This window comes from Streptomyces rectiverticillatus (assembly GCF_013394065.1).
In the GTDB taxonomy this organism is placed as follows: domain Bacteria; phylum Actinomycetota; class Actinomycetes; order Streptomycetales; family Streptomycetaceae; genus Streptomyces; species Streptomyces rectiverticillatus.
This window is the reverse complement of record NZ_CP040752.1, coordinates 2,452,078-2,465,434: the sequence shown is the minus strand read 5'-3', so window position 1 is coordinate 2,465,434 and position 13,357 is coordinate 2,452,078. Positions and strand designations below refer to the sequence as shown.

Sequence of the window (13,357 nt, the reverse complement as noted above, 5' to 3'; positions counted from 1 at the left end):
TGCGTCATTGCCCGCCCGGGGGGCGCGCCTGCTGGTCACAGCTTCGACAAGCCCATCCCAGGCCCTTACGCAGCGAGCCCAAGCGGCCTACGCTGATCACTGCTTGGAAGGTTACTCGTGAGTCACCAGCAACGATCGGGCCCCGGAGGACGCCGTGACCGAGACACAGGCTTTGATCGAGAACCGGCCGCCCTCCGTGGCGACGATCCTCCTCGAACGCGTCGAGGCGACACCCGACGCGGAGGCCTACCGCTATCCGGTCCCCGCCCCCTCCGGCCAGGGCGCCGACACCTGGTCCTCGCTCTCCTGGGGTGAGGCGGCCGAGCGGATCTTCGCGATCGCCGCGGGCCTCGCCGACCTCGGCGTACGGGCAGAGGAGCGCGTCGCCCTCTCCAGCGCCACCCGCGTGGAGTGGATCCTCGCCGACCTCGGAGTGCTCTGCTCCGGCGCCGCCACCACCACGGTCTACCCCAGCACCAACGCCGAGGAGACGGCGTTCATCCTCTCCGACTCCGAGAGCCGGGTGCTCATCGCGGAGAACGCGGCCCAGCTCGCCAAGGCCCGCGAGCACCGCGCCGACCTGCCCGGACTCGCCCATGTCGTCGTCATCGACGAGAAGGACGCGGTCCCCGCCGACGGCGACCCCGACGGCTGGGTGCTCTCCCTCGCCGAGCTGGAGCGGCGCGGCGCCGCCCGCCTGGAGGCCGAGCCCGGCACCGTCCGCGACCGGATCGCGGCCCTGCGCTCCGATCAGCTCGCGACGCTCATCTACACCTCCGGCACCACCGGCCGCCCCAAGGGCGTCCGCCTGCCCCACGACACCTGGTCGTACATGGCGCGCGCCATCCAGGCCACCGAGATGGTCCGCCCCGACGACGTGCAGTACCTGTGGCTGCCGCTCGCCCACGTCTTCGGCAAGGTGCTGACCTGCAGCCAGATCAGCACCGGGCACGTCACCGCCGTCGACGGGCGGCAGGACCGGATCGCCGAGAACCTCCAGGCCGTCCGGCCCACCTACATGGCGGCCGTCCCGCGTATCTTCGAGAAGGTCTACAACGGCGTCGCCGCCAAGGCCCGCGAGGGCGGCGGGGCCAAGTACAAGATCTTCCGCTGGGCCGCCGAGGTCGCCCGCGAGTACGCCAGGGTCTCGCAGGAGAACTTCCGCCGCACCGGCAGCAGGACCGTCCCCTTCGGCCTCGCCGCGCAGCACAGGATCGCGGACGCCCTCGTCTACGCCAAGATCCGCGAGGCCTTCGGCGGCCGGCTGCGCGCCTGCGTCTCCGGCGCCTCCGCGCTGCCCGTGGACATCGGCCTGTTCTTCTCCGGCGCCGGCATCCACATCCTGGAGGGCTACGGCCTCACCGAGACCAGCGCCGCCAGCTTCGTCAACCCCGGCGAGGCCTATCGCACCGGTACCGTCGGCAAGCCGCTGCCCGGCACCGAGGTCCGTATCGCCGACGACGGCGAGATCCTGCTGCGCGGCCCCGGCGTCATGGCCGGCTACCACGGCCTGCCCGAGAAGACCGCCGAGGTCCTGGAGAGCGACGGCTGGTTCCACACCGGCGACATCGGCGAGCTCTCGCCCGACGGCTACCTGCGCATCACCGACCGCAAGAAGGACCTGATCAAGACCTCGGGCGGCAAGTACGTCGCACCGACCGAGATCGAGGGCCGCTTCAAGTCCCTGTGCCCCTTCGTCTCCAACGCCGTCGTGCACGGAGCCGACCGCAACTACTGCACCGCGCTCCTCGCGCTCGACGAGCCCACCCTCATGACCTGGGCCGCCGAGCGCGGCCTGGCGGGCAAGTCCTACGCCGAGGTCGTCGCGGACCCGCGGACCACCGAGCTCATCGAGGGCTACGTCGAGCGGGTCAACGAGGGCCTCCAGCGCTGGCAGACGATCAAGAAGTTCCGGCTGCTGCCGCGCGACCTCGACGTCGAGCACGGCGAGCTCACGCCGAGCCTGAAGCTGAAGCGGCCCGTCGTGGAGCGGCGCTACAAGGACCTGATCGAGGAGATGTACGAGGGGGCTCGCGAGAAGTGATCACCGGGAGGTGACCCGGCCGGTGCCGGCAGCCGGGGCGGTTCCGGTCCGGCCGGTCCCGGTCCGGCCGGTCCGCTCCGGCGATGCCGGACAATGGACCCATGCCTTCCGTACTGCCTGACGGCGAACCCATGCCCGAGGACGGGGCTCTGCCCGGTCACGCCCTTGCCGGCGCCGGGCAGCGGCCGCTCGGGTTCTACCTGCACGTGCCCTACTGCGCGACGCGCTGCGGGTACTGCGACTTCAACACGTACACCGCGAGCGAGCTGCGCGGCTCCGGCGGCGCGCTCGCCTCGCGGGACAACTACGCCGAGACGGTCGCCGAGGAGATCCGCCTCGCACGGAAGGTCCTGGGCGACGACCCGCGCCCCATCGAGACCGTCTTCGTCGGCGGCGGCACGCCCACGCTGCTGCCCGCCGCCGACCTCGTGCGGATGCTCGCGGCGATCCGCGACGAGTTCGGCCTCGCGGACGGCGCGGAGGTCACCACCGAGGCCAACCCGGAGTCCGTCGACCCGCGCTACCTCGCGGAGCTGCGCGAGGGCGGCTTCAACCGGATCTCCTTCGGCATGCAGAGCGCCCGGCAGCACGTCCTGAAGGTCCTCGACCGCACGCACACGCCCGGCCGCCCCGAGGCGTGCGTCGGCGAGGCGCGCGCGGCCGGCTTCGAGCACGTCAACCTCGACCTGATCTACGGCACGCCCGGGGAGTCGGACGACGACTGGCGCGCCTCCCTCGACGCGGCGATCGGCGCCGGCCCCGACCACGTCTCCGCGTACGCGCTCATCGTCGAGGAGGGCACCCAGCTGGCCCGCCGCATCCGCCGCGGCGAGGTCCCGATGACGGACGACGACGTCCACGCCGACCGCTACCTCATCGCCGAGGAGGCGCTCACGGCCGCGGGCTTCTCCTGGTACGAGGTCTCCAACTGGGCCACGACCGACGCCGGCCGCTGCCGCCACAACGAGCTCTACTGGCGCGGGGCGGACTGGTGGGGCGCGGGACCCGGCGCGCACTCCCACGTGGGGGGCGTGCGGTGGTGGAACGTCAAGCACCCGGGCGCGTATGCGCAGGCGCTGGCCGAGGGACGCTCCCCGGGTGCGGGCCGTGAGGTCCTGCCGGAGGAGGACCGGCGGGTCGAGCGGATCCTGCTGGAACTGCGGCTGGTGGACGGCTGCCCTCTGTCGCTGCTGCGGCCGGCCGGCGCGGCGGCGGCCGAGCGCGCGCTCGCGGACGGCCTGCTGCAGTCCGGGCCGTACGAGGCGGGCCGGGCGGTCCTGACCCTACGGGGCCGGCTCCTGGCGGATGCGGTGGTCCGGGACCTGGTGGACTAGGGCCTGGACCTGAGGCGCCGGGTCATTCCGCCGGACCCTCGCCGTGGTGGTGCAGCGCCGCTGCGGCGGGTCTGTTTCCCGCCGCAGCGGCGGATCACCACGACGTGGCAGTCCTGCGGTGCCGATTCGTGCTCAAGTCGCCCGGCGAAAGCACCGTCGAGGGGGCCTACGCCGGTGCCGTCACAAAGTCGATCAGCTCTTCCACCCGGCCGAGGAGCTCCGGCTCCAGGTCCTTGTACGAGCGCACGCTCGAAAGGATCCGCTGCCACGCGGCGCCCGTATTCACGGGGCGCCACCCGAGCGCCTCGCACACCCCCGTCTTCCAGTCCTGCCCCCGCGGCACCCGCGGCCACTCCCGGATGCCCAAAGACGACGGCTTCACCGCCTCCCACACATCCACGTACGGGTGACCCACGACCAGCACGTGCTCGCCCGTCACCTCCGCCGCGATCCTCGACTCCTTCGAGCCGGGCACGAGGTGGTCCACCAGGACGCCCAGCCGGGCGTCCGGCCCGGGGGCGAAGGAGCGGACGATGGCCGGGAGGTCGTCGATGCCCTCCAGGTACTCGACGACCACGCCCTCGATGCGCAGGTCGTCGCCCCACACCCGCTCCACGAGCTCGGCGTCGTGGCGGCCCTCCACGTAGATGCGGCCCGCCCGGGCGACGCGCGCCCGCGCCCCGGGGACGGCGATCGAGCCGGAGGCGGTCCGCGCGGGCCCCTGAGGAGCGCGTGCCGCACCCGTAGGGCGTACGAGGGTGACGACGCGCCCCTCCAGCAGGAAGCCGCGGGGCTCCATCGGGAAGACCCGGTGCTTGCCGAAGCGGTCCTCCAGAGTGACGGTCGGCCCCTGCGCCGTCTTCTCGCACCGGATCACCGCCCCGCAGAACCCGGTGGTGACCTCCTCGACCACGAGGTCGGCCTCGGCGGCCACCTCGGGCGCGGGCTGCTGCTTCTTCCAGGGAGGAGTGAGATCGGGTCCGTACTGTCTGCTGCGCATGGCGATCATTCTTCCCGGGACACGCCGAAGCGTGCCGCCAAGGCGTCCCGCTGCGCCCGTACGAACGCCGCGTCCACCACCGCCCCGTGCCCCGGCACGTACAGCGCGTCCTCGCCGCCGAGCGCCAGCAGCCGGTCCAGGGCCGCGGGCCACCGGTGGGGCAGCGCGTCCGGCCCGGCCTGGGGTTCGCCGGACTCCTCCACCAGGTCCCCGCAGAAGACGACCTCGGGTGCCCCGCCCGAGCCCGCGACGAAGACCGCCAGGTCGTGCGCGGTGTGCCCGGGCCCGAGGTTGGCGAGGAGCACCTGCCGCCCGCCGCCCAAGTCCAGCGTCAGCTCCCCGCTGACCGGGTGCCGGGGCGTGACGAGCCGCTCGGCGGCCTCCGCGGCGGCCCCGGGCGCGAGCCCGTACCGCTCCGCGTCCAGGCGCAGCTCCTTGCGCTCGCGCCGCATCAGGTCGGCGGCGCCCACGGCCCCGTACACCTGCGTGCCCGGGAAGGCCGCCGTGCCGAAGACGTGATCGAAGTGGGGGTGCGTCAGAGCGATATGCGTCACTTCCCGGCCGAACAGCTCCCGCACCTCGCGCCCGAGCCCCGCGCCCTCCGCGACCGTCGAGCCGGTGTCCACGAGCAGCACGCCCGTACTGCCCGCGACGGCCCCGACGGTGGCGTCCCACGTCGGCATCCGGCGGCGCGCGACGCCCGGCGCGAGCCGCTCCCACCGTGCTGCATCCCCCTGGCCTTGCTGACCGCTGTCCATACCAGGACGCTAGCGGGAGCGCGGTACGGTTGCCCGTCCGGAGTCCTCCCGCGGGCGGGCGGCGGGCACGCGGCGGGGACGGCTCTTGCCCTGCCTGTGGTGCACGGCCGTACACTGGCTGGAGGGCTTTGGCACTCGCGACTGCTGAGTGCCAGGAACGGGCCCCGTAAGACGGTCTGGACTTGGAGGTGCGCGCGATGCTGAGCGAACGCAGGCTCGAGGTGTTGCGCGCCATCGTCCAGGACTATGTGGGCACAGAGGAGCCGGTCGGCTCCAAGGCCCTCACCGAGCGGCACCGGCTGGGCGTCTCCCCGGCCACGGTGCGCAATGACATGGCCGCGCTGGAGGAGGAGGGCTTCATCGCCCAGCCGCACACCAGCGCCGGCCGCATCCCGACCGACAAGGGCTACCGGCTCTTCGTCGACCGCCTGGCGGGCGTCAAGCCCCTGTCGACGCCGGAGCGGCGCGCCATCCAGAACTTCCTGGACGGCGCCGTCGACCTGGACGACGTCGTGGGCCGCACGGTCCGCCTGCTGGCGCAGCTGACCCGGCAGGTCGCGGTGGTGCAGTATCCGTCGCTGACCCGTTCGACGGTGCGCCACGTGGAGCTGCTCTCGCTGGCCCCGGCCCGCGTCATGCTCGTGCTGATCACGGACACCGGGCGGGTCGAGCAGCGCATGATCGACTGCCCGGCCCCGATCGGCGAGATCTCCCTCGCGGATCTGCGCGCGCGGCTCAACAGCCGTGTCGTGGGCCGCCGGTTCACGGACGTCCCGCAGCTGGTGGCGGATCTGGCCGAGTCCTTCGAGCAGGAGGACCGCGGAACCGTTTCTACGGTGCTGGCCACCCTGCTGGAGACGCTGGTCGAGGAGACCGAGGAGCGGCTGATGATCGGCGGCACCGCCAATCTCACCCGTTTCGGTCACGACTTCCCCCTCACCATCCGGCCCGTGCTGGAGGCGCTGGAGGAGCAGGTCGTGCTGCTGAAGCTGCTGGGCGAGGCCAAGGACTCCGGGATGACGGTGCGCATCGGTCATGAGAACGCTCACGAGGGACTGAACTCCACATCGGTCGTCGCCGTCGGCTACGGTTCGGGCGACGAGGCAGTCGCCAAACTCGGCGTGGTCGGACCGACCCGCATGGACTACCCCGGAACGATGGGAGCGGTACGCGCAGTGGCACGTTACGTCGGACAGATCCTGGCGGAGTCGTAAGTGGCCACGGATTACTACGCGGTCCTGGGCGTACGGCGCGACGCCTCGCAGGACGAGATCAAGAAGGCCTTCCGCCGCCTCGCCCGCGAGCTGCACCCGGACGTCAATCCGGACCCGAAGACGCAGGAGCGGTTCAAGGAGATCAACGCCGCCTACGAGGTGCTCTCGGACCCGCAGAAGAAGCAGGTCTACGACCTCGGCGGCGACCCGCTCTCGGCGTCCGGCGGCGGTGGCGGCGCCGGTGGCTTCGGCGCGGGCTTCGGCAATTTCTCCGACATCATGGACGCCTTCTTCGGACAGGCGTCGCAGCGCGGCCCGCGCTCGCGCACCCGGCGCGGCCAGGACGCCATGATCCGTCTCGAAGTGACCCTCGACGAGGCCGCCTTCGGGACGACCAAGGAGATCCAGGTCGACACCGCCGTCGTCTGCACCACCTGCAGCGGCGAGGGCGCGGCCCCCGGCACCTCCGCCCAGACGTGCGACATGTGCCGCGGCCGCGGCGAGGTCTCGCAGGTCACCCGCTCCTTCCTCGGCCAGGTCATGACCTCCCGGCCGTGCCCGCAGTGCCAGGGCTTCGGCACCGTCGTGCCCACCCCCTGCCCGGAGTGCGCCGGCGACGGCCGCGTCCGGTCGCGGCGCACCCTGACGGTCAAGATCCCGGCCGGTGTCGACAACGGCACCCGGATCCAGCTCGCGGGCGAGGGCGAGGTCGGCCCCGGCGGCGGCCCCGCCGGCGACCTGTACGTCGAGATCCACGAGAAGCCGCACACGGTCTTCCAGCGCCGCGGTGACGACCTGCACTGCACGGTCACCATCCCGATGACGGCCGCGGCCCTCGGCACGAAGGTGCCGCTGGAGACCCTGGACGGCGTCGAGGAGATCGACATCCGCCCCGGCACGCAGTCGGGCCAGTCGATCCCGCTGCACCAGCGCGGCGTCACGCACCTGCGCGGTGGCGGCCGCGGCGACCTCGTCGTGCACGTCGAGGTCATCACCCCCAACAAGCTCGACCCGCAGCAGGAAGAGCTGCTGCGGCAGCTGGCGAAGCTGCGGGGCGAGGAGCGGCCGATGGGCGAGTTCAAGCCGGGGCAGCAAGGGCTGTTCTCGCGGCTGAAGGATGCGTTCAACGGGCGGTAGGCGCTGGGCCGGGGGTCCGGGGGTTGGCCCCCGGGCGGGCACAGTAAGCCGGGGCAGCAGGGGCTGTTCTCGCGGCTGAAGGATGCGTTCAACGGGCGGTAGGCGCTGGGCCGGGGAGGGGCGCTGAGCGCGCCCCGTTCCCGCGTGGTCCCCTACGCAGCTGTGTGGTCTTTTTCACCGGACGGGCTCGGATCGAGCCCGTCCGGTGATTGACATGGTCTGTGACACGATGTGGTCATGGCATTCGAACCCAGGGTGGTCGGGCGTGTGACGGCCTCCGCGCTCACCGGCCTGTGCCGGCACCCGGTCGTGCAGGCGCCCATGGCCGGCGGCGCCTCGGGGCCCGCCCTCGCGGCCGCGGTGTCCGAGGCCGGCGGCCTCGGCTTCCTGGCCGCCGGTTACAAGACGCCCGCGGCGATGTACGAAGAGATCAAGCAGCTCCGCGCCCGCACCACCGCACCCTTCGGTGTGAATCTGTTCATGCCGCAGCCCCCCGCCGCCGACCCGGCGGCCGTCGAGGTCTACGCCGAGCAGCTCGCCGGCGAGTCCGCCTGGTACGAGACGCCGCTGGGCGACCGGGACCGCGGCGGCGACGACGCCTACGACGCGAAGCTCGCGATCCTCCTCGACGACCCCGTGCCGGTCGTATCGTTCACCTTCGGCTGCCCCTCGCGCGAGGCCGTCGCCGCCCTCGCCGCCGCCGGCACGCTGACCGTCGTCACCGTCACCTCGGCCGCCGAGGCGCTGGCCGCCCGCGACGCCGGTGCGGACGCCGTGTGCGCCCAGGGCATCGAGGCCGGCGGCCACCAGGGCACCCACCGCGACGACCCGCACGCCGACGGCACGGGCGCGGGCCTCGGCCTGCTGTCCCTGCTCGCCCAGGTCCGCGACGCCGTCGACCTCCCCGTGATCGCCACCGGCGGGCTGATGCGCGGCGAGCAGATAGCCGCCGTCCTCGCCGCGGGCGCGAGCGCCGCGCAGCTCGGCACCGCCTTCCTGGCCTGCCCCGAGTCCGGCGCCCACGCCCTGCACAAACAGGCCCTGACCGACCCGATGTTCGTCGGCACGGAGCTCACCCGGGCCTTCTCGGGCCGCCCCGCCCGCGGCCTGGCGAACCGTTTCATCCACGAGCACGGCCCGTACGCCCCCGCCGCCTACCCCCAGGTCCACTACCTGACGGCAGGGCTGCGCAAGGCCGCCGCCGAAGCGGGCGACCCGCAGGCGATGGCCCTGTGGGCCGGTCAGGGCCACCGCCTCGTGCGGCCCCTGCCCGCCGCCGCGCTCATCGAGACGCTCATCACCGAACTCGACGCGGCGCGGGACACATCGACGCGGGGGGAGCGGGGCACGGTACGGGGGAGCGAGACGCGGGGGAGCGAAATGCGAGGGAGCGAGTCATGACAGCGCCGGTGTTCCTGGTCGAGGAGGACGCCCTGACGGGGGTCTTCCCCGGCACCGTCTTCCCCCTCGACGGCCCCGAAGGGCGCCACGCGGTCTCCGTCCGCCGCCTCCGGGTCGGCGAGGAGATCGGCCTGACGGACGGTCAGGGCACGGGCGCCTTCGGCACCGTGGCCGCCGTCGAGGGCAAGGACCGGCTCGACGTCGCCGTGACGTCCGTACGCTCCGAGCCGCAGCCCGAGCCCCGCATCACCGTCGTCCAGGCCCTGCCCAAGGGCGACCGCGGCGAAGTCGCCGTCGAGACCATGACCGAGACCGGCGTCGACGCGATCGTCCCCTGGGCCGCCTCCCGCTGCATCACCCAGTGGAAGGGCGACCGCGGCCTGAAGTCCCTCGGCAAGTGGCGCGCCACCGCCCGCGAGGCCGGCAAGCAGTCCCGCCGCCTCCGGTTCCCCGAGATCACCGACCCGATGACGACCCGCCAGGTCGCCGGGCTGCTCGCCGACGCCGCCTTCGCCGCCGTCCTCCACGAGGAGGGCCACAGCGCCCCGCTCGCCACGGCCCCGCTGCCCGCGACGGGCGACATCGTCCTGATCGTCGGCCCCGAGGGAGGCGTCTCCCCCGAGGAACTCGCGGCGTTCGCCGAGGCGGGCGCCCGGCCGTACCGCCTGGGGGCGAGTGTCCTGCGCACGTCGACCGCGGGCACGGCGGCCACGGCGCTGCTGCTGGGGCGCACGGGCCGCTGGTCCTGAGGGCGCTGGGCCTGCGGCCCGCGTAAGACGACTTCGATAGGTATGAGGATGACGGGGGTCACGAGGGGGGAGCGAGCTCTGCCATGGCAGCACAACTCCGCACACGGGACTACGGCCAGATGCTCGACCTCGTGGTCGCCGTCCTGGAGAACGAGAACGTCGACACAGCCTGGCACGTGATCTCCCGGGAGCTCCTGGACTCCCTGGGCTGCGACTCGGCCACCTTCTCCGAAGTCCTGCTCGCCGAGGGCACCGGGACGGTCCGGGGCTGGGCGCCGGAAGAACTCAGCGGCATCGTCGAAGGCCTCGTCCAACGACGCATCCGGCAACGCCACCCCCTCCTCGACTACGGGATGACCCAACAGGACCCCGTCAACATCGCCGACATCTGCGACGGCTGGCGCAACACCGCCTGGTACGAGGAGGCGCGGCGCGACTTCGGCGTCACCCAGCAGATCGGCGTCCCCCTCGCCTGCGAGAACGGCAAGATGTGCGTCGCCCTCATCGGCCGCCGCGGCGACTTCACCTCGCACGACATGGCCTTCTTGACCCGGCTCCAGCCGGTCATCCGGACCATGGCCAGCCACGTGTACGAACTGAAACGCCTCCGCAGCGCGGTGGCCCCCGTGCCCGGGGCCGACCTGACGCCGCGTGAGGCCACGGTCCTCGGGCTCCTGGCCGAAGGCCTCACCGCGGCCGCCATCGCCCGCCGCCTGGCGATCTCCCCCCACACGGTGAACCGCCACCTGGAACGGATCTATCGAAAGCTCGGCACGAACAATCGCGTCTCGACGCTGGTGGTCGCCCGGCAGGGCGGGCTCGTCGCCTGAGCAGGCGGCTGAGTAGGAAGATCTTCCTATGTCCCGGCGGGACGCCCGTCGGCGAAGCTGTCTCGTACGGAACGGCCGCGGCCGGCCGCCGGATACGGGGGTACCGGCGGCCCGCCGGGTCAGCGGGGTCAGCTCGCGCTGGGCGTTCCGGTTTTTATGCGGGTTATGAGGGGGCGGAGCGCGGCCCGGGTTGTGGCCAGGACCACGTCCGGGGTTTCGCTCTCGCGGAGGAGGACGGCGCTGCCGGGTGCCGCGAGGCAGAGACAGTGGAGCCCGCCTCGCAGTACGAGGACTTCTGCCAGAGTAACGCGGTCACAGCATGGCCTCCCGCCCCAGCGCACGGGCTGGGGATCCGGCCTTTATCCGGGCTATGAGGGGCCGGAGTCTGGCAGGTGTTGTGGTGAGTATGGTGCTGGGAACTTCGCTTTCGCGGAGCAGTATGGTGCCGGTTTCGCCGGCGGCTAGGCAGAGGCATGAAGATCCCTCTTGGCAGTAGGAGGACTTCCTCCAGTCGAGCCTGGTCATGGCATGACCCTTCAGTCGTCTCTGGAGATGCGGCGGATGATGTCGCGGGAATCAGAGGGCGAAAGCGCCGCGCTCTCCATTCGGTCCAGTACGAGCCGGTTCTTCTGAAGCTGGGGCACGTTCTCGACCAGAGCGCCGCCGTGCACCGTGTCGATGTGCACGGTGTCGAGATGGGCGACAGGGCCACAGAAGTAGTCGATTCCCTGGCCGGAGGTAGGAAAGAGCTGCCCTCCGAAGGGGATGACCAGAATGGTGATTCCCTCGCGCTCGCTCAGGCTGAGTAGATGGTCGAGCTGGGCTCTTGCAACGGCTGTACCGCCGAAGCGCATTCGCAGGGCTGCTTCGTGGATGATCGCCGTGTAGGACGGCGGGGTCTCCCGGTAGAGGATCGCTTGCCGTTTGATCCGGAATCCGACCCGGTATTCGATCTCGTGCGGGAGCAGAGGTGGGACAGCCTCGCGGAAGAGCGCGCGGGCGTGTTCGGGGGTCTGCAGCAGCCCAGGAATGTTGATCACCTGGGATACGCGCAGGGCCCTCGCGTGGTGCTCAGCCTCGGCGAGGCTTAGCAGGCTGGCAGGAAGCGTGTCGTGGTACTCCTCCCACCAGCCTCGGTGGCGTTCTCCGGCCATAACCGCCAGGGCGTTGATGAGGGCTTGGTCCGTGCAGCAGTAGTTGTTCGCCATGGCACGCACTCGGTCCGGGCTGACACCTACGCGCCCTGCCTCGATGTTGCTGATCTGGGCCTGGCTCGTGCCGAGCAGGCGGCCCGCTTCAGTGGAGGACACTCCTGCTGCCTCGCGGAGCTTGCGTAGTTCGCTGCCGAGGCGAAGCTGACGGGTGGTTGATCTGTCCCTCACGGGCACTGCACCCCCTCCTTGCTCGAACACAGTGAGCACTCGTAGTCCGGGCGGGTGGTATGGATAAGCCCTTTCCTTGAGGCTGGAAATAACTTATCTGCGCGGCACTAGAGTGTGACGCAAGCCACGGAGCGTGGCTCAACCCCCCACCTCGCCGGGAGAGTTGCATGGTCACCGTATCCGCATCGCGGCCCTGGACGTACACGCTCGAACTGCCACGCGATCCATCCGCACAAGCAGTCGCACGGGCCGTGCTGCGGGCCGTACTCAGCGAGCGGGGCATGGCGGAACTGACCGGCGCCGCCGAGACGTTGACGGCCGAGCTCATCGCCACCGCCCCGGCCCCCGCAGGGGCGCCGCTGCGGCTGCGGCTGCGTGGGGGCGAGGGCGGCGGCCGGCTGCAGGTGAGCGTGGGTGGCCACATCACCGAGGTGGCGGAGGAGCACGGCCGCACGGCCGTCCCGCTCGCCGGTTGCCGCGAGTGCGCCGCGCTGGACGCGGCGCGGCGGGAGGCCGAAGTCCACGGCGGGGACAAGGCCGTGGACGCGGCGATCGCCGTACGGCGGCACTTCCGCATGACGCACCGGCTGCCGGAAGGGGCGACGGGGTGACCAAGGTCGTGGGTCGCCTCGTGGCGCGGTGCGCGCACGCGGCGGGGTGGACGCAAGAGGGAGACGCGGCGAGATGCGACCGCTGTGGAACCCGGCGCTTCACGGGCTATGGGGCGCTGCTGATCCCGGAGTTGCCGCAGTGGGAGGCGGGCAGCGGCAGGTAGCGGGTGGTGAGGACGGCTTGTGTGCCACTGTCCGTGAGCATCAGCATGGTCCCCTGACGGGGGCCGGGCGAGGGGAGTGATCTGCGGTGGCTGTCCAGGATGGCGACAGGATTCGTGTCGAGGCGAGCGGTTCAGGGTGGGCCGACGGGGTCGAGGGCGTTGTCGCCGGGACGTGGGAAGGCCGCCTGCGGATCAGGGTCACCAAGAACGCACCACCAGGGGTGAGCGCGATCCTCTTGGAAGAGGACGCCGTGTACGACCAGCTCGGGGTGTCGGAACTGATGCCGTTGTGCTCGTCCTGCCAGGGGAGCGGAAAGCTCGAGTGGGAGGACGAGGACGGGTGGCAGCACGAAGCACCGTGCACTCCGTGCAACGGTGAGGGCGAAGCGAATCCGTGAGACCGCCCCCTGACTGGCCTCTGCGGCTCGTGGGGGTGGGGGTCAGAACAGGCTGGCAGCGGGGGGAGGGGTGGGGGGGCTCGGGTTCGGTGGTTTGGCTGTGCGGCCGGTGGGTTGTCGGCCGCCGTACTCGTGCCGTCGCGGATGCGGCTGCGTGAGGAGACCGGTCTGTCCGTCTGTGGCTGAGGGGGAGCGGGCTGCTGCCGCGATGTGTCTGGGCCCGGTGGGGGCGCTTCGCTCAGCTCGCGTACGTGGTGGTTGCTCGTCCGGCTGCAGATTGGTGGGGGTGGCGGCTGTTTGTGGACGGAAATCCACCGGCCCGGCCTGGAGCAGCG

12 protein-coding genes and 1 pseudogene are annotated in these 13,357 nt (G+C 71.9%); 9 read left to right on the top strand and 4 right to left on the bottom strand.

What is annotated here, in order from left to right; all coding sequences use genetic code 11:
• Positions 1-154: 154 nt before the first annotated feature.
• Together FGW37_RS10610 and hemW are read left to right on the top strand one after the other, a co-directional pair.
• Entirely contained in the window at positions 155-2,044 is a 1,890-nt protein-coding gene (locus FGW37_RS10610) for an AMP-dependent synthetase/ligase (RefSeq protein WP_179080846.1), read from the top strand.
• A 101-nt stretch (positions 2,045-2,145) separates the two neighbouring features.
• The gene (gene hemW / locus FGW37_RS10605; protein WP_179080845.1) at positions 2,146-3,378 is read left to right on the top strand and encodes a radical SAM family heme chaperone HemW; all 1,233 of its coding nucleotides are present in this window, start codon (positions 2,146-2,148) and stop codon (positions 3,376-3,378) included.
• A gap of 166 nt (positions 3,379-3,544) precedes the next feature.
• On the opposite strand, the gene FGW37_RS10600 is transcribed toward hemW, so the two are convergent.
• Both FGW37_RS10600 and FGW37_RS10595 read right to left on the bottom strand, forming a co-directional pair.
• Entirely contained in the window at positions 3,545-4,378 is an 834-nt protein-coding gene (locus FGW37_RS10600; RefSeq protein WP_179080844.1) for a DUF3097 domain-containing protein, read from the bottom strand.
• A 5-nt stretch (positions 4,379-4,383) separates the two neighbouring features.
• Positions 4,384-5,136, bottom strand: coding sequence for an MBL fold metallo-hydrolase (locus FGW37_RS10595; protein WP_179080843.1), 753 nt, complete (start codon positions 5,134-5,136; stop codon positions 4,384-4,386).
• Positions 5,137-5,333: 197 nt separating this feature from the next.
• Here FGW37_RS10595 and hrcA point away from each other — a divergent pair, with 197 nt between their 5' ends.
• From hrcA to FGW37_RS10570, 5 genes are all read left to right on the top strand, one after another.
• Entirely contained in the window at positions 5,334-6,350 is a 1,017-nt protein-coding gene (gene hrcA, locus FGW37_RS10590) for a heat-inducible transcriptional repressor HrcA (protein ID WP_179080842.1), read from the top strand.
• Positions 6,351-7,487 carry a molecular chaperone DnaJ gene (dnaJ, locus tag FGW37_RS10585; protein WP_058044495.1) on the top strand — a complete coding sequence of 379 codons (1,137 nt, stop codon included), beginning with the start codon at positions 6,351-6,353 and terminating at the stop codon, positions 7,485-7,487.
• A 237-nt stretch (positions 7,488-7,724) separates the two neighbouring features.
• Entirely contained in the window at positions 7,725-8,888 is a 1,164-nt protein-coding gene (locus FGW37_RS10580) for a nitronate monooxygenase (RefSeq protein WP_179080841.1), read from the top strand.
• The gene (locus FGW37_RS10575; protein ID WP_179080840.1) at positions 8,885-9,637 is read left to right on the top strand and encodes a 16S rRNA (uracil(1498)-N(3))-methyltransferase; all 753 of its coding nucleotides are present in this window, start codon (positions 8,885-8,887) and stop codon (positions 9,635-9,637) included. The genes FGW37_RS10580 and FGW37_RS10575 overlap by 4 nt, the downstream gene beginning before the upstream one ends.
• 83 nt (positions 9,638-9,720) lie before the next feature.
• Complete coding sequence (locus FGW37_RS10570; RefSeq protein WP_179080839.1) at positions 9,721-10,467, top strand: helix-turn-helix transcriptional regulator; 747 nt, start codon at positions 9,721-9,723, stop codon at positions 10,465-10,467.
• A gap of 312 nt (positions 10,468-10,779) precedes the next feature.
• Here the strand turns inward: FGW37_RS10570 and FGW37_RS10565 are convergent, their stop codons facing one another.
• Both FGW37_RS10565 and FGW37_RS10560 read right to left on the bottom strand, forming a co-directional pair.
• Complete coding sequence (locus FGW37_RS10565; RefSeq protein ID WP_179080838.1) at positions 10,780-10,992, bottom strand: DUF397 domain-containing protein; 213 nt, start codon at positions 10,990-10,992, stop codon at positions 10,780-10,782.
• An 11-nt stretch (positions 10,993-11,003) separates the two neighbouring features.
• Positions 11,004-11,855, bottom strand: a complete 852-nt coding sequence (locus tag FGW37_RS10560; protein ID WP_425506505.1) for a helix-turn-helix domain-containing protein — start codon at positions 11,853-11,855, stop codon at positions 11,004-11,006.
• A 161-nt stretch (positions 11,856-12,016) separates the two neighbouring features.
• Between FGW37_RS10560 and FGW37_RS10555 the strand changes: the two genes are divergently transcribed.
• Complete coding sequence (locus FGW37_RS10555; protein ID WP_179080837.1) at positions 12,017-12,460, top strand: hypothetical protein; 444 nt, start codon at positions 12,017-12,019, stop codon at positions 12,458-12,460.
• Positions 12,457-12,543: pseudogene (locus tag FGW37_RS34125) on the top strand (hypothetical protein); the annotation flags it as partial. The gene FGW37_RS10555 and the pseudogene FGW37_RS34125, both read left to right, overlap by 4 nt.
• Positions 12,544-13,357: the final 814 nt, after the last annotated feature.